Origin of the sequence: Nocardia sp. NPDC051570 (assembly GCF_044454005.1) — a bacterium.
Taxonomy (GTDB): Bacteria; Actinomycetota; Actinomycetes; order Mycobacteriales; family Mycobacteriaceae; genus Nocardia.
This window is the reverse complement of record NZ_JBITDI010000004.1, coordinates 568,701-594,171: the sequence shown is the minus strand read 5'-3', so window position 1 is coordinate 594,171 and position 25,471 is coordinate 568,701. Positions and strand designations below refer to the sequence as shown.

The window sequence follows — 25,471 nt, the reverse complement described above, 5'->3', positions numbered from 1 at the left end:
ACGGGCGGGCCAACCCGGAGGCACGCTGCGGGACCACAGCCTTAGGCTGGCAACCATGACGGACGATCAGCTGGGTTTCTCCACACGGGCCGTGCACGCCGGGTTCGATCCCGATCCGCAGACCGGCGCGGTCAACGTGCCGATCTATGCGAGCTCGACCTTCGCCCAGGACGGGGTGGGCGGGCTGCGCGGCGGGTACGAATACGCGCGCACCGGTAATCCGACCCGAACCGCCCTGGAGGCGAATCTGGCCGCGCTCGAATCGGGGCGGCACGGGCGGGCATTCTCCTCGGGCATGGCGGCCACCGACTGTCTGCTGCGGTCGGTGCTGCGGCCCGGCGATCATCTGGTGATTCCGGACGATGCCTACGGCGGCACCTTCCGGCTCATCGATAAGGTGTTCACGCAGTGGGGTATCGAGTATTCGGTGGCCCCGGTGTCGGATCCGGACAAGGTGCGCGCGGCACTGCGGCCCACGACGAAACTGGTCTGGCTGGAGACGCCGACCAATCCGGTGCTCAATATCGGCGATATCGCGGCGCTGGCCGATATCGCCCACGGCGGCGGCGCGAAACTGGTGGTGGACAATACCTTCGCCTCGCCGTATCTGCAGCAGCCGCTGCTGCTGGGCGCGGATATCGTGCTGCATTCGACCACCAAGTACCTCGGCGGCCACTCCGATGTCGTGGGCGGCGCGCTGATCACCGACGATCCGGAACTGGACGCGGCCTTCGCCTTCCTGCAGAACGGCGCGGGCGCCGTGCCCGGCCCCACCGACGCCTTCCTGACCATGCGCGGGGTGAAAACCCTTGCGGTGCGGATGGATCGGCATTGCGATAACGCCGAGACGATCGCCGGGTTCCTGGCCGATCATCCCGCGATCTCGCGGGTGATCTATCCGGGCATGCCCGATCATCCCGGATATGCGGTGGCGCAGAAGCAGATGCGCCGCTTCGGCGGCATGCTCTCGGTGCGGCTGCACGCCGGGGAGCAGGCCGCGCGTGACTTCTGCGCGCGCACCCAGATCTTCACTCTCGCCGAATCACTGGGCGGGGTGGAATCTCTCATCGAGCATCCAGGGGCCATGACGCATGCGTCGACCGCGGGTTCGGAATTGGAAGTGCCCGCCGATCTGGTGCGGCTGTCGGTCGGCATCGAGGACATCGCCGATCTGCTCGCCGATGTGGAGCAGGCACTGAAGTGATAAGCGGTGCACTGAGATAAGGGGGCGGGCCCGGCAATGGTGCTGCAATCCATTGCCGGGCCCGCCGAAATCCCTGTATCAGCTGTGGTAAGGCTCCGCGCTGACCAGCGTCACCTTCATGGTCTTGCCATTGGGCAGCGTGTATTCGCGGGTCTCGCCGACCTTGGCGTCGATCAGCGCGCCACCGAGCGGCGATGCGGGCGAGTAGGTCTCCAGATCGGAGTTGCCCAGGCCCTCCTCGCGGGTGCCGATCAGAAACGTCTCGGTGTCACTCTCGTCGCCGTCGTAATACACCTTGACGACCGAACCCGGTAGGGCCACACCGGAAACCGAGGGGGCAACGCCCACCTTCGCATTGTTCAGCAGCTCCTGCAGCTGACGAATGCGGGCCTCCTGCTGGCCCTGCTCCTCGCGCGCGGCGTGGTAGCCGCCGTTCTCCTTGAGGTCGCCTTCTTCGCGGCGCTCGTTGATCTCGGCCGCGATGACCGGACGGTTGGCAATGAGCGCGTCGAGTTCGCCCTTGAGCCTGTCATGCGACTCCGGTGTCAGCCAGGTCACGTTCGTCTCAGTCATCTCGATCACTCCCTAGTAGTTGTTCCCGGCGAGCCGGGATTCCCTGTTTCCGCCGTCGCACACCCCCGGATCTGGAGATATGCGGCAGCAGTGGACGGCTAGAGCGATCCCTGGGGGACGTCCTCGGTCCCGACAGGCCTGGGCTCATCCCCGCATGCGAGGATGTGGGCACCATGTGCCCCGGAACCGACAGCGCTGGCCGCCAATGCAGCAAACACGGCTCCGAGGTTCCGGAACCGTGTATCGGGCTATTTTAGCACGATTTACAAAAACGCAGGTCGGAGCAGTCTTTACTGCGTGTTTTGCCCTGTTGGCCCGGCATTTCGGGGGTTGCGAAGGGCCGTTTTCTCAGGGAGCTTTCAGATACTCCGGCACCGTGCCGCCGCAGCCGTAGATGTTCCCGTTGGCGGGGCGGGCGGTGCTGCGGACGGTTGCGGTGAGTTCGACCGTGCCGCTGGTCGAGGGCGGGATCAGGACCTCGCGCCGGCCGACCTCGGAGCCGTCGGAGTCCATGGTCCGCACGAAGCAGACGACCGGCTGGTCGGGATGTTTGCGGGTGACCTTGAAATGGATGTCCATGGTCGAGTCGTTCACGAACGCGTAGCCGAGCTGATCGGGCTCGATGTCCTGCGGACCGAACTGGCGATAACCCAGATAGGCCACGCCCAGCCCGAGCAGCACCACCACCGCGCCGAGCGCGGGCACGATCCAGCGACGGTCGCGATGAGGTCGGGCGCCGTAGCGATCGGCTACCCGGTCGTCCGCCTCGCTCATGATCTGGTCGCTCCCGGGGGGTAGGTCGGAACAAACGAAGGTCGAATGGAACTATAGGGAGTGGAGATCGGCGCGGCCGGTCGGGCCCGTAGGGCCGGCCCCCGGCGGCGCGCCGCACGGACTCGGCACCCGCATGGGAAAGCGATAAGGTGAACACGGTGATCGACGAGGTGAATCAGGCGTGAGTGGACTTCGCCTCATGGCGGTGCATGCCCACCCGGACGACGAGTCCAGCAAGGGCGCCGCGACAACCGCGAAATACGCCGCGGAGGGCAATGACGTTCTGGTCGTGACCCTGACCGGTGGCGAACGCGGCTCGATCCTCAATCCGGCGATGGACGTCCCCGGCATCCTCGAGCGCATCAACGAGGTGCGTCGCGAGGAGATGGCCGAGGCCGCCCGGGCGCTGGGCGTGCGCCAGACCTGGCTGGGCTTCATGGATTCCGGTCTGCCCGAGGGTGATCCGCTGCCGCCGCTGCCCGAGGGCAGCTTCGCGTTGGTGCCGCTCGAGGAGGCCACCGAGGCGCTGGTGCGGGTCGTGCGCGAATTCCGGCCGCACGTCATCACGACCTATGACGAGAACGGCGGCTATCCGCATCCGGATCACATCATGTGCCACCAGATTTCGATGGCCGCGTTCGAGGCCGCGGGCGATCCGGAGCGCTTCCCGGACGCCGGACCGGCGTGGACACCGCTGAAGCTGTACTACGACCACGGTTTCAGCATTCAGCGGCTCGAGGTGTTCGCCGCGGAGTTCGAGCGGATCGGCGAGCCGTTCCCCATGCAGGACTGGCTCGATCGCATCCGCAAGGCCGCCGCCGAGCGCGGGGACAGCATGTCGCGGGTGACCACTCAGGTCGAATGCGCGAAGTACTTCCCGCAGCGCGACGACGCCCTGCGTGCGCACGCCACCCAGATCGACCCCAACGGCGCGTTCTTCGCGATTCCGCTGGAGATGCAGCAACGGCTGTGGCCCACCGAGGAATTCGAGCTGGCCCGCACCCGGGTGCGGACCGAACTGCCCGAGACCGATCTGTTCGCCGGGGTCCGCGAGGCCGAGGTCGAGGAGGATCCGGTCCGATGATCGTGACCCTGCTGGCGCAGAGCACCAATCCGACCGGCCCCGAATTCGGCAAGGCTTCCCCGCTGGGCCTGGTCATCATCCTGATCCTGCTGGTGGGCACGGTGTTGCTGATCCGCTCGATGAACAAGCACATCAAGCGCCTGCCCGCGGAGTTCTCCCCTGAGCATCCGGAACCGGATCAGGAGGCCGACGAGGGCACCGAAGCCGGTGTGGTGGAACACGATGAGGCCGAGTTGTCGGAGTCCGGGAACAAGCCCAAGGCCACACCCGACGCCTCCTGAGCCACCGCCAGCAGTGCCGCGGTATCGGTGAGTTTGATCCGCGGTCGGCCGACGGCCTGTCCGGCGCGGCGTTCGGCGGTGTCGATGGCGCGCCAGCCCGCGCGGTCGATGCGGTCCGGGCGGCGCTCGGTGAGAAGGTCGTGTAGTTCCGCTCGGCCGTATTCGGGTGTGCGCAGTCGTCCGGCGGTGAAATCGTCGAGCAGATGGGCGACCGTTTCCTCGGCGTCGGTGCGGTTGGTGCCGATCACGCCGCGCGGGCCGCGTTTGATCCAGCCGGTGACGTAGACGCCGTCGTGGCCGAGCACGCGGCCCCGGTCGTTCGGGATCACGCCGCGCGCCTCGTCGAACGGCAGATCCGCCATCGCCACGCCGCGGTAGCCGATCGCGCGCAGCACCAGCGTCGTGTCCAGGGTGGCGGTCCGGCCGGTCGGTACCGGCACCGATTCGCCGTCCACACACCGTATTTCGTTGCGCCCGTACTCGAGCCGCCGCACCCGATCGGCGCCGTGCAGTGCGATCGGAGAGGCCAGATAGCGCAGCACGATCCGCTTGTGACCGGGCGTCGGGCGGTTGCGGGAATACTCCTGCAGCAGGCGGTATTTCAGATCCGCCCCGGGATCGTCGGGCCCGGAGTCCTCGATCAGCACATCGACGCCGGGCAGCTGACCCAGCGCGAGGAATTCCCCGGCGGTGTAGGCGGCCTGGCGCGGAGCGCGCCGGCCGAGCACGACGACCTCGCGAACGGCGCTGTCCCGCAACGCCGTCAGGGCATGATCGGCGATATCGGTGCGGGCCAGCTCGGCCGGATCCAGGGTCAGCACGCGCGCCACGTCCAGTGCGACATTGCCGTTGCCGATCACCACCGCGCGCTCGCCGGACAGGTCGAAGACGCGATCGGCGTGCTCGGGATGGCCGTTGTACCAGGCGACGAACTCGGTGGCCGGATGGCTGCCGGGCAGATCCTCACCCGCAATGCCCAGGCGTCGATCGCCCGCGGCGCCTACCGCGTAGATCACCGCATGATGATGCCGCAGCAACTCGGCGAGCCGAATGTGCTGACCCACAGTGACATTCAGGTGATAGGCGAAAGCGTCGGTGACGAAACCGGATTCGAACACCTCGGCGATATCCTTGGTGCCGAGATGGTCGGGCGCCACTCCCGATCGGATCAAACCCCAAGGGGTGGGCAGTCTTTCGAACATATCGATCTCGACGCCCGGATTCGACAGCAGCGTCGCGGCCGCGTAGCAGGCCGAGGGGCCGGAGCCGATCACGGCCACCCGCAGCGGGTCGTGCCCGCGCGGCAGGCGTGCGGGGGCCGCCGGTTCCGCGGTGGTGTCGGCGCGCAGCGGATTCGTGTGGAAGTACTCGGCATTGATCTCGCCGTAGCGGCGCAGCGGCGCGGTCAGATCCTCCTCGGCGAAGATCGCGCCCACCGGACAGGCCGGAACGCAACTGCCGCAGTCGATACAGGTGGCCGGGTCGATGTAGAGCATCTCCGTGGTAGCGAATTCGGGCTGGCCCGGGGTCGGGCGGATGCAGTCGACGGGGCATTCGGCCACACAGCCGGCGTCGTTGCAACAGCGCTGGGTGATGACATAGGCCATCGTGTCCTCCTGGCGTGCTCAGGCGGTCCGCGCGACGAGGGCGTCGGCGAACCGGCGCAGCGCGGTGATCGCTTCGGGTGGGAACGGCGCCTTGTCGAGGGCGCGCTGCGCCCGCAGCCAACGCTCGCGAATCATCTGCTCCACCGGCTCGCGCGCCAGAACCGTGAGCAGATCTCGGCATTCGGCCGCGCCGTGGTCGTCCAGCCGCGGATCGCCGACCAGGCGACGCAGCCGTTCGGCCTGGCGCGGCGTCGCCCGGCCCAGCGCGAGGGCCAGCAGCGCGGTATGTTTCCCGCTGCGCAGATCCTCGAGATTGGACTTGCCCGTGCGGGCCGGATCGCCGTACACCCCGAACAGGTCGTCCTGCAGTTGGAAGGCCTCGCCGAGCGGTCGGGCATATAGCGAAAGTGCCGGTGCCACACCGTCATCCGCCTCGGCGAGGGCGGCGCCGAGCTGTAGTGGCCGCTCGACGGTGTAGGCGGAGGTCTTGTATCGGATGATCTCCAGGGCCCGATCCAGATCGGAGGTCGGGCGTCCGGTGGTGCGCAGATCGAGATACTGGCCGTAGTCGACCTCGCTGCGCATGGCATCGATCACCGGCAGCGCGGCATGCATCCGATCCGCGGAAAGTCCTGCGGTATGCAGCAATTCGTCCGACCAGGCCAGCGCGAAATCGCCGATCAGGATCGCCGCGCCGGTGCCGCATCGGCGGTGGACCGTCGGCTGATCGCGGCGGGTGTCGCTATCGTCGATGATGTCGTCGTGGATGAGCACCGAGGCGTGGAACATCTCCACCGCGGCCGCGGCGCGCGCGATTTCCAGTGGCAGGCCGTAGCCGCCCCCGGCATACCAGCCCAGGACGCAGAACATCGGCCGGATGCGTTTACCGCCGGAGAACAGGAACGTCCGCACGGCCTCGGTGATATCCGGCGGCAGCCGCCGCTCGGTCTCGGCGGATGCCTTGTCGCGCAGGAATTCTCGCAGCACCGCGTCGATCCGGGCGCGCACGGCCTCCGAATCCAGCAGCGGGGAGCTGGTGGTGGCGGTCATCGGATCACCTCGGAATCCTCGGTCAGGGCCACGGCTTCCTCCAGGAGCGCGTCGACGATCTGCTGTTCGGATACGGTGCGCACCACCTGGCCCTTGACGAAGATCTGCCCCTTGCCGTTACCGGAGGAGACGCCGAGATCGGCCTCCCGGGCCTCGCCGGGACCGTTGACCACGCAGCCCATGACGGCGACCCGCAGGGGATGCGGGAAGCCCTGGAACGCTGCCTCCACCCGGGCGGCGAGCTGGTGGATATCGACCTGGACCCGGCCGCAGCCGGGGCAGGAGACGATCTCGAGCGTGCGCGGCCGCAGCCCCAGCGATTGCAGAATGTGATTGCCCACCTTGACCTGTTCGGTCGGCGGCTCGGATACCGACACCCGGATCGTGTCGCCGATACCCTCGGCGAGCAGTATGCCCAGGGCCACCGCGGATTTGATCGTGCCCTGCAGCAGCGGCCCGGCCTCGGTGACGCCGAGATGGATCGGATAGTCGCAGCGCCGGGCCAGTAGCCGATTCGCGGCGATCATGGTGCGCGGATCGTGATGTTTGACCGCGATCTTCAGATCGCGGAAGCCGTGCTCCTCGAACAGCGCGGCCTCGTGCAGTGCGGAGTCCACCAGGGCCTCGGCGGTCGCGCCGCCGTGGCGGGCCAGCATCCGCGGATCGAGCGATCCGGCGTTGACGCCCACCCGGATCGGGGTTCCGGCGGCGGCCGCGGCGCGGGCGATCTCGCCGATCCGATCGTCGAATTCCTTGATGTTGCCGGGGTTCACGCGCACGGCGGCGCAGCCCGCGTCGATGGCGGCGAAGACGTAGCGCGGCTGGAAGTGGATATCGGCGATCACCGGCAGCGGCGATTTGGCGACGATGGTCGCCAGCGCGGCCGCGTCGTCGGGGGTGGGAACCGCGACGCGGACGATATCGCAGCCGGCCGCGGTCACCGCCGCGATCTGCTGCAGGGTGGCGTCGATATCGGCGGTGCGGGTGGTGGTCATGGTCTGCACCGAGATCGGCGCGTCGCCGCCGACGGCCACGGGACCGATATGGACCCGGCGGCATACGCGCCGCGGGAGTTGGTCGATGTTCACGAGGTCACCTCCTGCCGGTCCACGAGTTCGAGGTGGGCCTGGCGCACGGTGTCCGCGATACCCGTGCCGGTGAGGCCTGCCTCGGCGAGCAGATCGGCGCGGTTGCCGTGGCGCAGAAACTCCTGGGGCAGGCCGAGTCCGCGCACGGGGACCGGACTTCCGGCCTCGGTCAGCGCGCGGCCCAGTGCCGCCGCGACCGCCCCCGCGCCCGTATTGTCCTCGGCCACGACGACCAGCCGGTGCCGCAGGCACAGGCCGATCAGGGCATCGGGAATCGGTAGCACCCAGCGCGGGTCGACGACATCGGCCGCGATGCCCGATTCGGCGAGTCGGTGTGCGGCGTCCAGACATTCGGCGGCCAGGGGTCCGACGCCGATCAGCAGGACGTCGCGCCGCGGGGCACGGTACAGCAGATCCAGGCCGTTATGGCGTTCCACGGCCGGAATATCCTGTCCCACCGATGCTTTCGGAAATCGCACGGCCGTGGGACCGGCCTCGTGATCGACCGCCTCCCACAACAGTTCCCGCAATCGGGTGGCGTCGCGGGGTGCGGCCGCCCGCAGGCCGGGCACGGTCGCCAGCAGGGTGAGGTCCCACATGCCGTGGTGGCTCGGTCCGTCCGGCCCGGTGATTCCCGCGCGGTCCAGCACGAGGGTCACCGGCAGCCGATGCAGTCCGATATCGAGCAGCAGTTGGTCGAAGGCACGGTTGAGGAAGGTCGAGTAGACCGCCACCACCGGATGCAGCCCCGCGGTGGCCAGGCCCGCCGCGCTGGCCAGGGCATGCTGTTCGGCGATGCCGACGTCGTAGCACCGATCCGGGAAGTGCTCGGCGAAGCGGGCCAGCCCGGTCGGGCCCGGCATGGCGGCCGTGGTGGCCACGATATCGCCTCGGCGATAAGAGATTTCGACGAGCTCCTCGCCGAAGACGGCGGTCCAGGCCGGTTTTCCGCCGGAGTTGGCGTGTGGGCCGACGGTGTGCAGGCGTTCGGCATCGGCGCAGGCCGGTCCGTAGCCGCGGCCCTTATCCGTGACGGTGTGCACGATCACCGGGCGCGCCGCGTCGCGGGCCCGGCGCAGAACGGTTTCCACGGCGGCGATGTCGTGACCGTCGATCGGGCCGAGATAGCTCAGGCCGAGCTGGTCGAAGACGGTCGGCGTGGTGTCGTCCGGATCGCGCTCACGTAGTAGGCCCAGATGCGCGGCGATGGCTCCGGCGGTCGGGGAGTAGGAGTGTCCGTTGTCGTTGAGCACGATGATCACCGAGCGTGCGGCCGCGCCGATGTTGTTCAGCGCCTCGTAGGCCATGCCGCCGGTGAGCGCGCCGTCGCCGACCACCGCCACCACCGAGCGATCGGAATCACCCTGCAGCGCACGGGCCTTGGCGATGCCATCGGCGTAGCCGAGGGCGGTGGAGGCGTGGCTGTTCTCGATCACGTCGTGCACCGACTCCGTGCGGCTGGGATAGCCGGACAGGCCGCCGGGCCGGCGCAGGTCGCGGGCGAAATCCGCCCGCCTGCCGGTGAGGATCTTATGCACGTAGGATTGATGACCGGTGTCGAAAAGTATTGTGTCGCGGGGCGATTCGAAGACCCGATGCAGGGCGATCGTCAGTTCGACGACGCCGAGATTCGGGCCCAGATGTCCGCCCGTGCCCAGTACGGTCTCGAGGATCAACTCGCGAATCTGCTGAGCGAGCCGGGGTAGTTGTCGTCGCGGTAGTCGCCGGAGGTCCTCCGGGCAGGTGATGTGGTCCAGTACGGTCATGATCGACGCCTCAGGGCTGATGGTGCGGCGAACGAGATGTTCTCCGTTGCGGTCACGATTTCTTCGACGGTGATCGGGCCGCGTCGGCGCAGCTCCTCGATCACCGCATCCACCAGAACCGAGGGGGCGGATGCGCCGGCGGACAGACCGATGACCTGTGCCGACTCGATCCACTCCGTGCGGATCCGGGCGGCATCATCGATGAGATAGGCCGGAATTCCTTGGCGGCGAGCGACTTCCACCATGCGCTTCGAATTCGACGAATTCTCGGAGCCGATCACCAGGAAGACATCGCTGCGGGCCGCGACCGTCTCCACCGCATGCTGGCGATTGGTGCTGGCGTAGCAGATATCGGCGCTCGGCGGCTCGCGCAGCTGCGGAAAGCGTTGTCGCAGTGCGGTGATCGTGGCCTCGGCCTCCTCGATCGAGAGCGTCGTCTGGGTGAGATAGGAGACCCGGGACTCGTCGGGCACCCGCAGGGCCGCGGCCTCGGCGGGGGTATCGATGATCACCGTCGCCTCCGGCGCCTCACCGTAGGTACCCTCGACCTCCTCGTGCTCGGCATGCCCGATGAGCACGACCGTATCGCCGCGGTCGGCGAATCGGCGGGCCTCGGTATGGACCTTCGTCACCAGCGGACAGGTGGCATCGATGACGGTCAGGCGGCGCGCACGGGCCTGCTCCCGCACCGCGGGCGAGACGCCGTGCGCGGCGAGGACGACGGTCGAATCCGTTGGTACCTCATCCAATTCGTCGACGAAGATCGCACCGCGCGCCGCGAGGCCGGTCACCACATGGCTGTTGTGCACGATCTGTTTGCGGACATAGATCGGGCCCTCGCGATCGGGAGCGTCGAGCAGTCGCTCGACGGTCTCGATGGCACGCTCCACCCCCGCGCAGAACGAGCGCGGCGCGGCCAGCAATACGGTGCGGTTCATCGGGGTGCCGCCTCAGCCGCGCGGTCCGGCGACGTCGACGTGTTCCATGATTCCGATCGCGTCCGGAACCAGGACCGCCACCGAGTAGTAGGCGGTGACCAGATACGACATGATCGCGTGTTCGTCGACGCTCATGAAGCGCGCGTTCAGGCCGGGTTCGATCTCATCGGGAATCGCCTTGGGCCGCAGGCCGATCACGCCCTCGTCGTCCTCGCCGGTGCGCATGCCGATGATCGAGGAGGTCTGATGGTCGCTGACCGGGATCTTCGACAGCGGATAGAGCGGGACGCCACGCCAGGTGACGATCCGCTTGCCGCCGACCGCCTCCACGGTCTCGGGAACCAGTCCGCGATGGTTACATTCGCGCAGGAACGCCGCGATCGCCTTCGGATGTGCGAACAGCAGGTTGGTGCCGCGCCGCATGGTCAGCAGTTCATCCATATCGTCGGGGGTGGGCGGTCCGGCATGGGTGGCGAAACGCTGGTCGTATTCGGTGTTGTAGAGCAGGCCGAAGTCGCGGTTGTTGACCATCTCCCACTCCTGCTGCTCCTTCATCTCCTCGATCGTGAGGTGCAACTGCTGTTCGACCTGGTTCATCGGGTCGTTGAACAGATCGGCGACCCGGGTGTGCACCCGCAGTACCGTTTGGGCCAGCGAGAGTTCGTATTCGCGCGGGGCGAGTTCGTAATCGACGAACGTGCCGGGGATCTGGGGTTCGCCCTGATGTCCGGAGGACAGGTCGATGACGGCCTCACCCTTGGAGTTGACCCGGCGGTCGGCGTTGCTCATGAAGGTCTCGATCTGCGTGCGCAGGCTGGCGGACTGCTGCATCAAATGGGTGAACTCCGGCCACTGCAGCACCATGATCGTGCCCGCGGTGACGGCCTTGACCGTGGCGGTCCACAGCGGATCGGTCTGCTGGAGTGCCTCGTCGCCGAGGTGGTCGCCGTCGGTCAGCACGCCGAGCAGTTCGCGGTCGCCGTAGGTGCCTGTGGTAATCCGCTCCAGTCGGCCGTGCGCGAGGATGAATGCCTCCTGCACCCGCTGCCCCTCCTCGACGATCGTGTCGCCGACGCCGAATTCGCGCGGGATGAACAGGCGGGCCAGCCGCTCCAGCACCTCGACGTCCTGATAGCCGCGCAGGACGGGGATCTCGACCAGCGTCTCGGGGACGATATCGACGTTCGCCCCGGTCTGCACGAACGAGACCCGCCCGCGCCCGCGGCGCAGCGATAGTCGGCGGTTGACCCGGAAGGTACCGCTGGACAGCGATACCCACGGCAACTGGCGCAGCAGCCAGCGTGAGGTGATGCCGGCCATCTGCGGCGCGGTCTTGGTGGTGGTGGCCAGATTACGGGCGGCGGATGTGCTCAGCGACAGCTGCTGCATCGGTTCGGCGGCGAGATCGGCTGCGCCGGCGGCAGTTTCGGGCTGTGCGGTCATGGTGCTACCTCTCTGTATCGAGTAAAGCTCCGGCAATTCGAACGGTTACGCCGCGACGCGATCGGCGACAATGAGCAGGTATTGGAAACTGCCCTCCCGATACGACGTCAGGAATGCCTGCTCGATACCGGTTGCGACCGACGACTTCTCACGCAATTCCCAGTACGGAATCGTGGCCGCGGTGAGATCGGTGACTGCGATGGGAACCAGGCCGTGATCCGCCATCGCGCGGAAGTAGTCACTGCGGGAATGGATATTGCAGATGTAGTGCTGATCGATCTGGCTGACCGCGCGCGACCGCCCGCCGGTGAGATCGTTGTAACAGCCTGTGATGCACACATAGCGGGCGCCGGGGGCGAGCAGGCGTGCGAATTCGGCGAACAGCGGCGCCAGGTCCACATACATGGTGGTCTCGTTGGACCAGATCGCTCGCATCGAGCCGGAGGGGAATCCGGTGTCGAGCATATTGCGGAAGTGGAAGCGCACCCTGTCGTCGACCTTGCGTTGCGCCGCTTGGCCATTGGCGAATTCGACCTGCGATTCGGAGATGGTCACGCCGTCGACCTGGCAGCCGAAGCGCGCGTTCGTCATGAAACTTGTGCCACCCCGGCCCGATCCGGCATCCATGACGCGATCGGCCGCGGTGAGCGGGCCCAGATGGTCGAGCAGGAGTTCCGCCTGCGCCGTCTCGAGGCGATGCATTTCGGCGATGACGGCCGAATCCCGCTCGCTCTCGGGCACTTCGAGCACGGCGGGGGAGTAGTCGCCGATGCCGTAGTGATGGTGATAGATGCCGTCCACCTCGCCGAGGCGGATATTCACCGGATCCTTCTCCCTGTCCCAGTAGTCGGCGATGGAGCGTTGGAAGTCGTTGCGCAGGACGGGGGTGGTCGCCTCGGTCGGCTGGGTACTGGTCATCGTGCACTCCTCGGTGTCGGGATGGGAAAGGGATGGGTGAGGCGCTGCGCCAGCAGGCGTAACGCCGCTACGGCAGGCGACGGCATCGGCGCCCGGTCCAGGGCCAGCAGCGCCTGGTTGCGCCGCTGGGTCACCATGCGTGCGACCTCGGACTGGGCGCCGGTGGCGGTGAGGATGTCCCGGCAGCGCTGTGCGCCGCCCTCGTCCAGCGCGGGATCGCCGAGCAGCCGGCGCAATTCGCATTGCCGCAGCGAATCCGCGCGCTGCAGAGCGAGGCCGACCACCATGGTGTGGCGGCCGCGCCGCAGATCCTCGAAGGCCCCGGACAGGTCCCGGTTCAGCTGGAACGCCTCCCCGAGCAGGCGGGCGTAGGACACCAGGGCGCCGCGGGTCTCGGCGGAGGCGCCGGCCATGCTGGCGCCGAGTTCCAGCGGTCGCTCGCAGGTGTAGGCGACCACCTTGTACCGGATGATCCGCAGCGCCTCGGCGAGGTCGACCTCGGAACGGGCGACGGCGCGCAGGTCCAGGAACTGTCCGTAGATCACGTCGGCGCGCATCGTGGACACGATCGAGACCGCCGCGGCGCGCTGCCGCGCGGTCAGATGCGCCGTATTCAACAGCTCGTCCGACCAGTTCAGCGCGAGATTCCCGAGCAGCGTCGCGGCGTGCCGTCCGAAGCGATCCGCGTCGGGTCGCTCGGCGTAGCGCGCCGACATCGCCCGATACAGCGGCAGATTGCCGCGGCGCAGTTCGGCGTCGTCGATGATGTCGCTGTGGATCAGCACCGCGGCGTGATACAGCTCCAGCGAGCTCGCGGCCCGCACGATCGCGGTCGGAATCCGTTCGCTGCCGCCCGCGGCGAACCAGCCCAGCACGCACAGCAGCGGCCGGGTGCGTTTGCCGCCGGTGAAGACGAACGAGTGCAGGGCATCCATGTAATCCGAGGGCAGCCGGGCCTTATCGGCCTCGCGGGCCTTCGTGGACAGGAAGGTCTCCAGCACCGCGTCGATTCGATCGCGCAGTGCGAGCAGCTGATCCGGTAGCTCCGGATCATCGTAGGTCGTCTGGGCGGACACGGGGGTCACCGGTAGCGCGGATTGGTGTTGTGCCATTCGAACGAGCCGGCCATCCAGGAGCGCAGCCCGCGCAGATACAGCTGCAGCTCCGGCGGTGATCCGGCCATCCGCATCGCCAGCCGTTCGGCCTCGAAGTCGCGGACCACGCGATTGTGCAGATCGACGACGATCTCGGTGGCCTCGGACAGCGAACAGCCGCGTTCCGCCGCGACCTGCAGCACCATATTGCAGACCGGGATCTCGTCGGCGGCATCCCTGTCCACCGACATCAGGTCGTTGACCAGCACCGCGGCCGTGCCCGCGCGAAATGCCTCGTGCCGCACCCGGGTTCGGTAGAAGATCTCGTCGGGCAGCCGGTATCCGGCGACCGGATCGATGAGGGTCATCGAGGTGTAGAAGCTGTCGTTCTGACGCGCGGCGAGGTATTGCCAGGCGGGTATCGTCCGCTCGGACTGCCGCCATGAGCTGTAGGCGTTCCACGAGACGAACATCGCGGCGGTGGCATAGCAGGCGCGGTGGGTCTGCGCGGGCGTGGCGTGGCGATTCAGATGTGCGACAGCCGATTCGAACGCCCGGAACACCAGATGTCCGGCCAGGGCGTCGTCCAGGGGCGGACTGAACTCGCCCATCTCCGGCTGAGGGTCCATGGCCGCCATCACCAGCGACAGCCGCGGCCCGAGCTCCTCCGGGATCGCCCCGCGCGCGGTGTCGTCGGCGAACAGGTCATCGGCCATCCACCAGGCCGTATCCATCTGGGCGGCCAGCAGCAGGCGGTCGGGATCGTCGCAATCGGTGTGGGTCAGCATGATCAGTCGCCCGAATCCGATGCGCCGCAGGTCCTCCGCGTCCTGTTCGGTCAGGCCCAGACCGCTCGCCCAGGCGATGAGGCGGTCGTCGACCTCGGCGGCGAGACGGTCGTCGTCGCGGTCCGGCGGTGGGCAATACAGCGGCGACGCCGATCCGTCGCCCCATTCTCTGTTCAGACAGGGAGGCTCGGCGTACTGGGGCACCATGCGAGGTCTGCATGTATTTCCGCTGTCGCACAGCGTATTCGGATCGTCGACGACCGAACCGGACTGGGATCGGGCGGAATACGACTCTCTGGACGAGAATCGTTCCGGCAGAGTGAAAGCCGAGGAGCCCAGCCCTTTCGGGACGGTGAGGGCGGATGAGAGTGCAGATGCACTCTCAATGGAATTCGGTGGCTGCTGCTCGGCGATGCTGGTCATGAGCGGCTCGTACTTTCTCGTGGGTTCGCGCGATGCGAGTACAATTCAGCGCACGGCTGTGTCGACCATCGGCCGTGTATCAGTCGAAAGCATGAATCGAATCGCCGGAGCCCCGGGTCACCAGCCGGCTGTGTCGATATTCGTGTACGTCGTGCCTGTCGTATCGATGACGCGTATTCCGCAGTCCGATTCGAAGCTATATGAAGCTCGATCGACGAGCTGAAGCACTTTGACCCGTTCTCAATTGTATTTCGGGTTTCATGTGACGTAAAGTGTTAATTCGCAGCAACTTTGATACCCCGGGGCTGGCGAGACCGTCGAGCGCGGGTTGCCCGGGTGAAACTGGTTGCACCGCCCGCGGGCAGCTACCGGCGTGCGAATGAGACTGTGTGGCATACGACTTCGTATCGCGCCACGGGCCGCCCCGCCGCCGCGTTCAGAAGCGGGGATCGTGGGTGCGGTGCCGGCAGATGTCGCAGTCACAGTCGAAGTAGCCGATGCCCGCGCTGCCGTGTGCGCCGCGTCGTTCGGCATCCTCCAGATCGGCGAACCAAGGCCGCCGGATGGGCCGGGGAGTTGCGGTGTCGTTCATGCCTGAGGAATACCCAGTTGCGCGGGTGAGCAGTGGTCACGGTTGGGGTGTGCGGCGGCGGGCCGCCCTGGGCCACCGTGGTATCCCGCTGTCCACCGAAAGCTGTTGCAACGCTTATCCTTTCCGGGGTCCCCCGGTATGGATCGACTTCGTTCCATCTGGTATGGTTCTCGTCATGCAACAGCTGCTGTTCCTCTGATAGGACTCTCCGACCGGCCCGCCTCTCGCCTCTGCTGAGACTGCGGGTTGTTCGACGTACTCACCGGCCGTTCATGGCCGTTCGATGAGTTTCGACGCGCGCCCTTCCGACCCCTTTTCCGGGGGAGAAGTGCGCCTCCGTTCGGAGGAACAATGACTGTATCCATAACTCTGCCCGCACGATCGCGGGCACAACTCACCGCGTCCGGTATCCATATCGCCCGGGGCGGCAAGACCGTGCTCGCCGGTGTCGGTATGACCGTGTCGCCGCGGTCGAGATGGGGCATCGTCGGGGAGAACGGGCGCGGTAAATCCACGCTGCTGCATATCCTCGCGGGCACACTCGCCCCGGACGCCGGGACCGTGCAGCGGCTCGGCTCGCTCGGCGTCGCGGAACAGGAGATGTCCGCGACCGACGACCGCACCGTCGGCGACGTGATCGATATCGAACTCGCCGACGCCCGCGCCGCACTGCGGGCGCTCGACGAGGGCGCCGCGGCGCTCGCGGACGAACTCCCCGGCGCGGCCGAGGACTACGCCGCCGCCCTGGACGCCGCGGAGACGCTGGACGCGTGGGACGCCGACCGGCGCGTCGACCTGGCACTCGATCATCTGGGCGCGGTCACCGACCGGTCCAGGAGACTCGCCGAACTGTCGGTCGGCCAGCGCTATCGAGTGCGGCTGGCGTGTCTGCTCGGCGCCGAGCACGACTTCCTGCTCCTGGACGAGCCGACCAACCATCTCGATCTGGCCGGACTCGACTTCCTCACCTCCCGGCTCCGCGGTTATCGGGGCGGTGTGGTGCTGGTCAGTCATGACCGCGCCCTGCTGTCGGATGTGGCGACGACGATGCTCGACCTCGACCCGAGCCGAGACGGCGAACCGCGCGTCTACGGCGGCGGATTCGCCGGATATCAGGAGGGCCGCCGGGCCGAACGCGAACGTTGGGCGGCGGAATACGAACAGCAGCAGACCGAACACGCCCGCCTCACCCGGGACCTGTCCACCGCGCAGAACCGCCTGGTGAGTGGCTGGCGACCGGAGAAGGGCCACGGCAAGCACGAACGGGCCACTCGCGCACCGGCTCTCGTCCGATCGGTGCATCGGCGGCGCGACGAGCTGGAACAGCATGCCGTCACCATGCCGTCGCCGCCGCAACGATTCCGGATGCCCGAACTGCCGACCCGGCCGGGGACGGTGCTGTTGCGGGCCGAAGAGGTGGCGGTCGAGGGCCGGCTGAACGAACCGGTCGAGGTGAGCCTCGAATCCGGATCACGGCTGGTCGTCACCGGACCCAACGGCGCGGGCAAATCGACGCTGCTGTCGGTGCTGGCCGGTCGCCTCGAACCCACCACCGGCGCGGTGCACACCGCCCGCGCGGCCCGGGTGCAGCTGCTGGGACAGGAGTCCCCGCAGGCGGGCAGCCGACGGGCGCGCGATGTGTTCAACGCCCATATGAATCATCTTGTCCGCGAAGGCATCAGCGACGGCGGAACGGTCTCGCTGTCCTCGCTCGGCCTGCTTCCCTCCGGCGATGTCAACAGGCCCGTGCGGGATCTGTCGATGGGGCAGCAGCGCAGGCTCGACCTGGCCATCGCGCTGGCGTCGCGTCCGCACGTGCTGCTGATGGACGAACCGACGAACCATCTGTCGATCACCCTCGTCGGCGAACTCACCGAGGCCCTCCAGGCCACCGACGCGGCCGTGGTGATCGCGACACACGACCGGCAACTCCAGCGCGACGTTGCCTCCTGGCCCCACTTGTCTCTGACCGGTAGCGCGTCCGCCGCGGCATACCGGATCACCGAAGGAACGCATTCATGACAACCTCGACCGCCGAAACCTCCTCGCCGCGGGCTGATCCCCGTCATCTTCGCGATCATCGCCATGATCGCCGGAGATATGCGCCGCGACGAGATCAACCACTCCCTCGACGTCCCCGCGGAGGAGCCCCCTCCTCGGACACCTCATCCGCCGATCCGGAACTCGCCCGTATCGGCCTCGGCCGCGTTGGTATTCCACGCGTGCACATAGTCTGCGACCCATTTCCGCACCTGCTGTTCGGTGATCATCCTGGTCAGCCCTGCGCCGTGGGTCGAACGACGATTTCGTTGACGTCGACCTCGGGTGGCTGGGTGATGGCGTATTCGATCGCGGCGGCGGGGATCGCGGCCGCCATGCTCTCCCGGACTGCCGCGCGAATGTCGTTGTCGCCGATGCCATCTGTCAGTTCACTGCGGGTCAGGCCTGGACTGATGACGGTGACCCGGATATCGCGGCTCTCCTGCCGCAGGCCCTCGGAGATCGCCCGTACGGCGAACTTGGTGGCGCTGTAGACCGCCGCGGTCGGGTCCACGCGATGCCCGGATACCGACGCGAGGTTGACGATGTGCCCTTGCCCGCGTGCACGCATCATCGGCAGCACCGCGGCGATACCGTGCAGCACCCCACGGATATTGACATCGATCATCCGGTCCCAGTCCTGTACAGCCAGCGCGTCCAGCCTCGACAGCGGCATCACGCCCGCGTTGTTGACCAGCACATCGATCCGGCCGTGCAGCTCATGTGCCTGCCCGGCGAACGATCGCATCTCCTCCAGGCTGGTGACGTCGAGTGCGTGGTGTTCGGCGCTACCGCCGTCGGCACGAATCTGCTCGGCGATGGCCGCGATGCGATCTGTTCGCCGTGCGCCCAGGACGACCCGATGGCCCGCGGCGGCCAGCGTTCGTGCGGTCGCCTCGCCGATCCCGCTGCTCGCACCGGTGATCAGGACAACCTTGTTGGACGCGCCGGTCACGATGGACTCCTTTGCTCGACGATCGGCGATGGTGCTCCACCGCCGAGCCCGAGCATGCCGTCGATCACTCCGTACGCCCAGGTCGTGGCTTCCTGGGTGCGTGGCACCCAGGACCGGCCGACGTAGGCTGTCGTGATGACCGGCAATGAACTCGGCGAGTTTCTGCGCGTATGCCGCTCCCGGCTGACGCCGGCGGAGGTCGGTATGGCGGCCACTGGTGTACGTCGAGTCGCCGGACTGCGCCGGGAAGAGGTTGCCGTGCTCGCCGGGGTCAGCGCCGACTACTACACCCGGCTCGAACAGGGCCGGGAAACCAAGCCGTCCGGACAGGTGATCGATGCCATAGCACGGGCATTGCGCCTGGATGCCGACGCGCACTGGCATATCTTCCGGCTCGCTGGTTTGCTGCCCAGCTCCGAACCTCCCGCCCTCGACGAGGTCGCCCCCGAATTGCGCCGTCTCATGGACGCCTTTCCCACCGCGGTCGCCTACATCGTCAACCGGCGACTCGACATACTCGCCACCAATGCCCTCGCCGACGCGTTGCTCGCACCACTGGCCGACCCGCACCGCATGATCTTCTCGCTGTTCCACGATCCCGCCGCCCGGACCCTGTTCGCGGATTGGCCGACGGTCGCCCGCGACGCGGTGCACGCACTGCGTCTGGCGGCCGGACACCACGACGACGTCCAGACCATCGCCGTGGTCCGCCAACTCCTCACGACCAGTACCGAATTCGCGGCGCTATGGCGCGATAACGACGTCGCCGGGCTCGGCCGCAAGACCAAGGTCTTCGATCATCCGCAAGTCGGTCGGCTCGAACTGATCTACCAAGCCTTCGATGTGCAACAAGCGCCAGGCCAGCAACTCCTTGTCGGCACGGCCACACCGGGCAGTGTCGATACCCTCGAGAGGCTGGCTCGCAGCGCCGAAGCCGGGGACCGGTTCCGTCCGCATCGAGAACCGAGGCGAATCCTCATCGAACCGAGTCGGCCACCGGCACGGTGAGCGCGGGGCACGGTGCGGTGCAAAGCCTTTCGCCGCTCACTCGCTCAGGTGGGCCATCGCCTGGTAGAGCTGCTCCTCGGTGAGGGGCGGCTCGGGAAGTTCGCGTCGGCCAGCCGCCTGGAATCCGTCGATCATCAGGTGGAGGTGGCGCCTCCAGGCCTGTGGTGCGGCATGGCTCGTGGCCTCGATGATCCGGCTGTTGGCCCAGATGAGGCTGATGATGTCGGCTTCGGTCACGTCCGGCCGGACGACGCCGGCAGTCTGAGCTCGGGCCAGGACGTCCGTGGTGAGCTCGCATAAGCGGTTGTGCAGGGACTCGGTCCGCTCGTCGGCGGGGAAACGCATCGAGATGAAGTCGTTGAAGCCGCGGTCGCCGGCCTGAGTGCGGCACAGCACTTCGAGGAAGGTGCAGAAACCTTCCCACGGATCGTCCATGGCCAGAGCGTCTTCGGCCGAATCGAGGAATTCGCGCAGTTTCGGCTCGAACGCGGCCACGAGCAGATCCACCCGGGTGGGGAAATGCCGGTACAGGGTGCCGATGGCCAGTCCGGCGTCACGAGCGATCTGCTCGAGTGAGGCGTCGACTCCCAGTTCGGCGAACGCGGCCTGTGCGTACTCGATGAACAGATCACGGTTGCGGCGGGCGTCGCGCCGGGTCGGGAAGGGCGGATCCGCGGCGGAAGGCATACCCGGACCATACCAAAGTGAGACAACCCTCAGCATAAAGCGAGGCATGCCTCATCTTGTGCTACGCTCGGCAACGTACCTGAGGGCTGCCTCATCAACGGAGCGGCGATCGAAATGTCCTGAGCCGAAAGGCATATCGCGTCGAAGCTCCCGTACGCAAGCGCCCGGAATCCCTGCCGTGCACGAGGCACTGGCGGCGGTCCGGCACCACCTACCTCGAAGGGTCACCGAATCATGACCTCACGCCCTATTCGCGTCGGTTTATCCCTGTTCGGACAAGGCTCGGTGGCAAGTCTCACCGAGGACGCGCGCCGTGCCGAACAGATCGGCGTCGATGTCGTCCTGCTGCCCGACCATCTCGGTTTCACCGCCCCGTTGCCGCCGCTGGTCGCGATCGCCCAGGCCGCTCCGACGCTGCGGGTGAGCAATCTGGTCCTCAACGCGGCGTTCTACCGTCCCGCGCTGCTCGCTCGCGATCTGGCGAGCGTCGACTCCGCGACCAACGGCCGACTCGAGATCGGGCTGGGCACAGGCTATGTCGAAGAAGAATTCACTGCCGCGGGCCTTCCCTTCCCCCGAGCGGGAGAACGCGTGGACCTGCTGACCGAGCATGTCACCGAGATCAAGCGACTCCTGTCCAGCCCTGACCACATCCCCGCCCCCGTCCAGACGCCGCCGCCGATCATGGTCGCCGGGGTCGGTGACCGCGTGCTGGCGATGGCGGCGGAGCACGCGGATATCGTCGCCATCGCCACCATGGGCAACAGAGACGACCTCGCCGAGCGGATCGAGTACGTCGAGACCAAAGCAGGTGACCGGTTCGACGAGATCGAACTCGCGTTCAGCTTCTTCCAGGCGTCCATCGACGATCCCGACGATCTGTCGATATTGCGGATGCTCGCTCCCGGCCGCAGCGACGCCGACCTCCGCCGGACGGCGACCTTCCTCGGCGATTCCATCGCCGAAGCGGCCGACCGGATCCGTTCCCTGCGAGAGGAGTTGGGTATCAGCTACTTCACCTTCAGCCTCGCACCGGGTCTTTCCTGGGACACGCTCGAGAAACTGGTTGCCGAGCTGAAGTAGCCAGGACCCTGGCCACAGCGCCTGGGCACGATGTCAATATGGGGCCGGGTGTCGAATTGTGCTGTGCCGGTGGAGGAAATCGACGGTGGTGCGGAAGAATGCGGTGGCCTGAGGAAGGTGGAAGCGGTACTGATATTCGTGATCCAGGCCCGCATTCTCGTAGAAGACGGGGGTGGTCGGAACGGACCGGCGGTCGAGGGCTGATACCAATTCGTGGGACTGGCTTGCGAATTGGTCGCGATCGCCGACTGTGATGAGCGTGGGCGGGTAGTCGGCCGTTACGTGCTTCACAGTGGAGAGTTGGTCCAGTTGGGGATAGTCCAGCCAATGTCGTTGTCCGACATAGGCTGCCATGAATGTATTCAGCGCGAAGAAACCGGATGTCGCCACGCTGGTCATATCGTACGGTCCGCAGCACAGAATGGTGCCGCGGAGAGCCCGAGGGCCGACCGCGGCGGTCAGGCTCATGATATGGGCGAGAGCGGGATTCGTCTCGACGGCGGCGGTCTGGCTGGCAATTTGGGCTCCGGCGGAATCACCGCCGATGAAGATCCGGCTCGGGTCGCCACCGAATTCGGCCGCATGGTCGCGCAGGTAGCGCAGTGCGGCATTGGCCTGGCGCACCGGCACCGGATAGCGCTCGCTGGGGGCGAGTGAATACTCCAGGCTTGCGACCACGAAACCCTGGGCGGCGAGCATGGTCGCGTACGGGCCGACCGTGCGACTGTTTCCGGCGATGAATCCGCCGCCGTGGATCCACAGCACGATGGGTCGCCGGTCGGTGGCCGAGCCCTTCGGGCGATGGATGTCGACGGATGCGGCCGGTGCATCCGCGACCGGGAAGCTCCGCCCCTCGAGTACATCGACTCGCGCGGCGTATTCGGCCAGATTGTCGGGCGGGGTGAACGGTTCGAGTTCGAATGAGCGCTTGACGACCGCCACCCGGGTGGAGAACGGCAACAGCTCGAGTACCAGCTCGACCATCCGGAGCGCGGCGGTGGTGAGGTTCAGTCGGTTCGACCCGATCATGAGCGGCTCCGGTGTCGCGAAGCGGTCAGATAGCGGCGAGTGATCGTGGTCAGGGCTTGAAAGCCGAGCGATCCGGCGGCCAGGCCGTCGTAGAAGTGGTTGGCGAACGGCACTGTCACCAGAGTGATGTCCATACCGTTCCGCTCGGCCCGAGTCACGAAGTCGTACACCGACTCCGGCGGTACGAGACTGTCTCGGGTGCCCTGCAGGATGAGTGTCGGCGGTGCCTGCGGTGTGAGGTAGGACGTGCAGTCGACGTCGGCGTAGCGCTCCGGGAACTGCTCCGGTGACCCGCCGATGTACTGTTCGACACCCTGGTCGATATGCAGAAGGTGAGTTGTCAGAGCCGCTCGCGGGCTCACCATCGGATAGTTGGCGACGACCGCGAGTGGGGGCGGAAGGTGCTCTGCCGCACCATCTTTCCCGGACGCTATCCGGTAGGCGAGGATCAGTGCGAGGTTCCCACCGGCCGATTCACCCATGATGATCATTCGTCCGCTGTCTCCGCCGAGCATGCCGGCATTCTCGGCGGCCCACGCGTACGCGCGAGTCGCATCGGCCGACGCCTGGTCCCAGGTCGGCCGATCCGGCCGGGCTAGACGGTATTCCGGGCAGATCACCAGCCAGCCGTTGTCGGCGAACCACCGCATGGTGGCCGGTAGGCGCGTATCGCCGGTGAACCCGCCGCCGTGGATGTAGAACAGCATCGGGGCGGAATCGTCAGCGGGCCGGTAGATTTCGAGGTTCAGATCCTGCCCGCCGACGGTCGCGTATGTCACTGTGCTGTCCGCCTTGCCGGTCATAGGTCCGATTGCCAAGGCCCGCAACAGATTCACCGAGCCACCGGCGGCCCACGCGGTGCGTATCAGTACCGCTGTCACCACCGCCGATCCCACCGCGCCCGCACCGCCGAGCGTCAGCAGCACCACACCGATGTCGGGATGCCGGGTGTGCGACCACCATCCGATACCCGCGACGAAAACCCCCGCAAGCACGAAATGCGGTGCGAACGTGGGCATTACGAGGACTGCCGCCGCACCCAGAAGGCCCGACCGACGGATGAAGGCGCCCAGGCAGAGCAGCACGACGATCGTCGCAACGACCAACGCGAGTCCGAGACCGACGCCGATCAGCGCGTTCACGGCCGGAAGCTGTCGACCGTCGGATCGTAGATCGCCACGGCCAACGTGGTATCGCTCTGCCCGTAGTAGGCGAACCATATGCCCCGGAAGTGGACCAGCCCTTCGACGAAGGTGACATTGGCGACCATCCCGTGGGTGTCCTCGAACGATTCCGGGCGCAGCCACGGCTGGGTGGTCTTGGCGATCACCCGGGTCGGGTCGTTGGGTGCGATGGCGATCTGACCGCAGCGGTAGTCGACGTCTTGCGGCGAGGTCGCGGCGGCCGAGTTGGTGAGGAACACCAGGAGCCCGTCGGCCGTGGTGACCGGCGGCGCGCCGATCTCCACCAGGGTGCCGTCCCAATTGCCCGGCGTCGGTGTGTGAATCGGCTCATCCTGCGGGCACGGCGTCCAGTGCAGCAGGTCTTCGGAGGTGGCGTAGTAGATGCAGCCCTCACCGAAGTACATGTAGTACTTGCCGTCGATCGGTTCGGAGTGGATGACACCGGCCTTGTTCCACGGGATTTCGGGCCCGTAGGGCAGCGTGCCCCAGGTGTTGAAGTCCGGGAACAGCGGGCCGTGCTTGGTCCAGTTCCGCAGGTCGGTCGAAGTCGCCAGGCACAGCAACGAACTCGGTCCGGTGGGGCCACCGGTGTAGTCGCCGGCGTGGCCGGTGTAGGTGAGGTAGTAGGTGTCGCCGATCCGGGTGATGCGCGGATCCTCACAGCCGTGGCGCTCGTAGTCGAATTCCGGTGAGAGCAGCGGTTCGTCCTCGCGTTCGAAGTGAATTCCGTCGTCGCTGAAGGCGATTCCGATATGCGACACCTTGTCCGCGGCGTGCCCGCGGTAGAGCAGCGCCACTCGGTCGTCGATCACAATGGCTGCCGGGTTGTAGAGATTGGCCGACTGCCAGCCGTCGCCGGTCGGTTGCAGGATCGGATTGCCGGTGTAGGGCGTGAACGGGCCGAGCGGGAAACTCGCCGGCGGATAAGCGCGCGGCCGGGACACCCTCGCATCGACGGTACCCAGTGCCGCGACGATCGCCCGCAACAGGACCTGCTGACCCGCCTCGGACGGATGCGTGCCGTCCTTCGACCAGTAACCCGGGCCGATCTCCAGATCGGAGAAGACGTCCAGCGCACCCGGAATCGCGGCCAGCACCGCCCGGCGGCTCGCCACCAGATCTTCCGGGTACCAGAAGTCGCCCTCGCCCCGCTTGGCCTCGACGGACGCGGGATCGACGACCGGGAAGGACGGGATCACGATCACCTTCGCCCGAGACTGTTCCGCCGCCATGCGTTCCAGCTCGGCCAGGTTGCGTGCGGTCTCGCCCACGGAGGTCATCCGCACGGCGGCCGTAATCCCTTCGCGCCGTGAGTCGTTCGCGCCCAGCATGATGATCACCCAGTCCGGGTCGAGCGCGAGCGCGGCCTTGAACGCGGGAATGGATTCGGTGGTGGTACGCCCGCTCACCGCGCGGTTCACCAGGCGCACGCCACGCTCGGCCAGGATGGTCCCGAGGAGGTTCGCCCAGCTGTACGCGGCCGCGGTCAGTGAGTCACCGGCGACGATCACGGTCTGGCCGCTGGTGAATGGCAGCCGGTCCAGGGCTGCGGCGAACTCGGGCTCGGCGGCCAGCGCGGCCGCGGTGGTCCGCATCCCGTCCCGCAGGGCCGCGCGAATCGTCTCGAGCTGCTCCCCGGACAGGCCGAGGGTCTGCGCGATCAGACCGGACTCGGCGTCCGGGCCGACGCCCAGGTTCTCGAGCAGCAGACCGGGGGTGAGCCCGGCGGCGGCCACGAGTTCGACGACACGGGGTGGGAGGCCCTCCAGCGGGCCGGTCTGAATCGCAACCGAATTGGTCATGGCGTGCCCTCACTCGAAAGTCGGGACGGGCTGTGGAACCCGTCGGTGCGGAGGTGACGG

Annotated in this window: 23 protein-coding genes; 6 read left to right on the top strand and 17 right to left on the bottom strand. The window is 67.2% G+C overall.

Annotated features, from left to right (window positions below; genetic code table 11):
* The first annotated feature begins 55 nt into the window (after positions 1–55).
* A complete protein-coding gene (locus ACIA76_RS12910; RefSeq protein ID WP_397151747.1) occupies positions 56–1,204 on the top strand; it encodes a cystathionine gamma-synthase in 1,149 nt (382 codons plus the stop codon).
* A 78-nt stretch (positions 1,205–1,282) separates the two neighbouring features.
* Here ACIA76_RS12910 and greA read toward each other — a convergent pair whose 3' ends face one another.
* Positions 1,283–1,777 carry a transcription elongation factor GreA gene (gene greA, locus ACIA76_RS12905; protein ID WP_397151745.1) on the bottom strand — a complete coding sequence of 165 codons (495 nt, stop codon included), beginning with the start codon at positions 1,775–1,777 and terminating at the stop codon, positions 1,283–1,285.
* Between the two features lie 348 nt (positions 1,778–2,125).
* Positions 2,126–2,551, bottom strand: coding sequence for a DUF4307 domain-containing protein (locus tag ACIA76_RS12900; RefSeq protein ID WP_397151742.1), 426 nt, complete (start codon positions 2,549–2,551; stop codon positions 2,126–2,128).
* A 199-nt stretch (positions 2,552–2,750) separates the two neighbouring features.
* Between ACIA76_RS12900 and mca the strand changes: the two genes are divergently transcribed.
* Both mca and ACIA76_RS12890 read left to right on the top strand, forming a co-directional pair.
* The gene (mca, locus tag ACIA76_RS12895) at positions 2,751–3,635 is read left to right on the top strand and encodes a mycothiol conjugate amidase Mca (protein ID WP_397151980.1); all 885 of its coding nucleotides are present in this window, start codon (positions 2,751–2,753) and stop codon (positions 3,633–3,635) included.
* The gene (locus tag ACIA76_RS12890) at positions 3,632–3,916 is read left to right on the top strand and encodes a hypothetical protein (RefSeq protein ID WP_397151740.1); all 285 of its coding nucleotides are present in this window, start codon (positions 3,632–3,634) and stop codon (positions 3,914–3,916) included. Before mca ends, ACIA76_RS12890 begins: the two co-directional genes overlap by 4 nt.
* Here ACIA76_RS12890 and ACIA76_RS12885 read toward each other — a convergent pair.
* From ACIA76_RS12885 to ACIA76_RS12840, 10 genes are all read right to left on the bottom strand, one after another.
* Complete coding sequence (locus tag ACIA76_RS12885; RefSeq protein WP_397151738.1) at positions 3,814–5,523, bottom strand: FAD-dependent oxidoreductase; 1,710 nt, start codon at positions 5,521–5,523, stop codon at positions 3,814–3,816. The genes ACIA76_RS12890 and ACIA76_RS12885 overlap by 103 nt on opposite strands.
* An 18-nt stretch (positions 5,524–5,541) precedes the next feature.
* On the bottom strand, positions 5,542–6,573 hold the full coding sequence (locus ACIA76_RS12880; protein WP_397151736.1) for a polyprenyl synthetase family protein: 1,032 nt from the start codon (positions 6,571–6,573) through the stop codon (positions 5,542–5,544).
* Positions 6,570–7,661 (bottom strand): flavodoxin-dependent (E)-4-hydroxy-3-methylbut-2-enyl-diphosphate synthase, encoded by a 1,092-nt coding sequence (ispG, locus tag ACIA76_RS12875; RefSeq protein WP_397151734.1) that lies wholly within the window; start codon positions 7,659–7,661, stop codon positions 6,570–6,572. Before ispG ends, ACIA76_RS12880 begins: the two co-directional genes overlap by 4 nt.
* Positions 7,658–9,427, bottom strand: coding sequence for a 1-deoxy-D-xylulose-5-phosphate synthase (locus ACIA76_RS12870; protein ID WP_397151732.1), 1,770 nt, complete (start codon positions 9,425–9,427; stop codon positions 7,658–7,660). The genes ispG and ACIA76_RS12870 overlap by 4 nt, the downstream gene beginning before the upstream one ends.
* Entirely contained in the window at positions 9,424–10,365 is a 942-nt protein-coding gene (gene ispH, locus ACIA76_RS12865) for a 4-hydroxy-3-methylbut-2-enyl diphosphate reductase (protein WP_397151729.1), read from the bottom strand. Before ispH ends, ACIA76_RS12870 begins: the two co-directional genes overlap by 4 nt.
* A 12-nt stretch (positions 10,366–10,377) precedes the next feature.
* Entirely contained in the window at positions 10,378–11,808 is a 1,431-nt protein-coding gene (locus ACIA76_RS12860; RefSeq protein WP_397151727.1) for a family 2B encapsulin nanocompartment shell protein, read from the bottom strand.
* Positions 11,809–11,853: 45 nt separating this feature from the next.
* Positions 11,854–12,726 carry a geranyl diphosphate 2-C-methyltransferase gene (locus ACIA76_RS12855; protein ID WP_397151725.1) on the bottom strand — a complete coding sequence of 291 codons (873 nt, stop codon included), beginning with the start codon at positions 12,724–12,726 and terminating at the stop codon, positions 11,854–11,856.
* The gene (locus ACIA76_RS12850; protein WP_397151723.1) at positions 12,723–13,802 is read right to left on the bottom strand and encodes a polyprenyl synthetase family protein; all 1,080 of its coding nucleotides are present in this window, start codon (positions 13,800–13,802) and stop codon (positions 12,723–12,725) included. Before ACIA76_RS12850 ends, ACIA76_RS12855 begins: the two co-directional genes overlap by 4 nt.
* A 5-nt stretch (positions 13,803–13,807) precedes the next feature.
* On the bottom strand, positions 13,808–15,031 hold the full coding sequence (locus ACIA76_RS12845; RefSeq protein ID WP_397151721.1) for a family 2 encapsulin nanocompartment cargo protein terpene cyclase: 1,224 nt from the start codon (positions 15,029–15,031) through the stop codon (positions 13,808–13,810).
* A gap of 436 nt (positions 15,032–15,467) precedes the next feature.
* On the bottom strand, positions 15,468–15,623 hold the full coding sequence (locus ACIA76_RS12840) for a hypothetical protein (protein WP_397151719.1): 156 nt from the start codon (positions 15,621–15,623) through the stop codon (positions 15,468–15,470).
* A gap of 351 nt (positions 15,624–15,974) precedes the next feature.
* On the opposite strand from ACIA76_RS12840, the gene ACIA76_RS12835 reads away from it, so the two are divergent.
* Positions 15,975–17,645, top strand: coding sequence for an ABC-F family ATP-binding cassette domain-containing protein (locus tag ACIA76_RS12835; RefSeq protein ID WP_397151717.1), 1,671 nt, complete (start codon positions 15,975–15,977; stop codon positions 17,643–17,645).
* Between the two features lie 253 nt (positions 17,646–17,898).
* On the opposite strand, the gene ACIA76_RS12830 is transcribed toward ACIA76_RS12835, so the two are convergent.
* Complete coding sequence (locus ACIA76_RS12830) at positions 17,899–18,618, bottom strand: SDR family oxidoreductase (protein ID WP_397151714.1); 720 nt, start codon at positions 18,616–18,618, stop codon at positions 17,899–17,901.
* Between the two features lie 135 nt (positions 18,619–18,753).
* Between ACIA76_RS12830 and ACIA76_RS12825 the strand changes: the two genes are divergently transcribed.
* Positions 18,754–19,626, top strand: a complete 873-nt coding sequence (locus tag ACIA76_RS12825) for a helix-turn-helix domain-containing protein (protein WP_397151712.1) — start codon at positions 18,754–18,756, stop codon at positions 19,624–19,626.
* 36 nt (positions 19,627–19,662) lie between these two features.
* Here ACIA76_RS12825 and ACIA76_RS12820 read toward each other — a convergent pair whose 3' ends face one another.
* Positions 19,663–20,313: a TetR/AcrR family transcriptional regulator gene (locus tag ACIA76_RS12820; protein WP_397151710.1), complete on the bottom strand. Its 651-nt coding sequence runs from the start codon at positions 20,311–20,313 to the stop codon at positions 19,663–19,665.
* Positions 20,314–20,547: 234 nt separating this feature from the next.
* Here ACIA76_RS12820 and ACIA76_RS12815 point away from each other — a divergent pair, with 234 nt between their 5' ends.
* On the top strand, positions 20,548–21,396 hold the full coding sequence (locus tag ACIA76_RS12815; RefSeq protein WP_397151708.1) for a TIGR03621 family F420-dependent LLM class oxidoreductase: 849 nt from the start codon (positions 20,548–20,550) through the stop codon (positions 21,394–21,396).
* Between the two features lie 33 nt (positions 21,397–21,429).
* Here ACIA76_RS12815 and ACIA76_RS12810 read toward each other — a convergent pair whose 3' ends face one another.
* Genes ACIA76_RS12810 through ACIA76_RS12800 form a run of 3 tightly spaced genes read right to left on the bottom strand, consistent with a single transcriptional unit; the run spans position 21,430 to position 25,411 of the window.
* Positions 21,430–22,425: an alpha/beta hydrolase gene (locus ACIA76_RS12810; RefSeq protein ID WP_397151706.1), complete on the bottom strand. Its 996-nt coding sequence runs from the start codon at positions 22,423–22,425 to the stop codon at positions 21,430–21,432.
* The gene (locus ACIA76_RS12805) at positions 22,422–23,567 is read right to left on the bottom strand and encodes an alpha/beta hydrolase (RefSeq protein WP_397151704.1); all 1,146 of its coding nucleotides are present in this window, start codon (positions 23,565–23,567) and stop codon (positions 22,422–22,424) included. The genes ACIA76_RS12810 and ACIA76_RS12805 overlap by 4 nt, the downstream gene beginning before the upstream one ends.
* On the bottom strand, positions 23,564–25,411 hold the full coding sequence (locus ACIA76_RS12800; RefSeq protein ID WP_397151702.1) for a GDSL-type esterase/lipase family protein: 1,848 nt from the start codon (positions 25,409–25,411) through the stop codon (positions 23,564–23,566). Before ACIA76_RS12800 ends, ACIA76_RS12805 begins: the two co-directional genes overlap by 4 nt.
* Positions 25,412–25,471 lie beyond the last annotated feature (60 nt).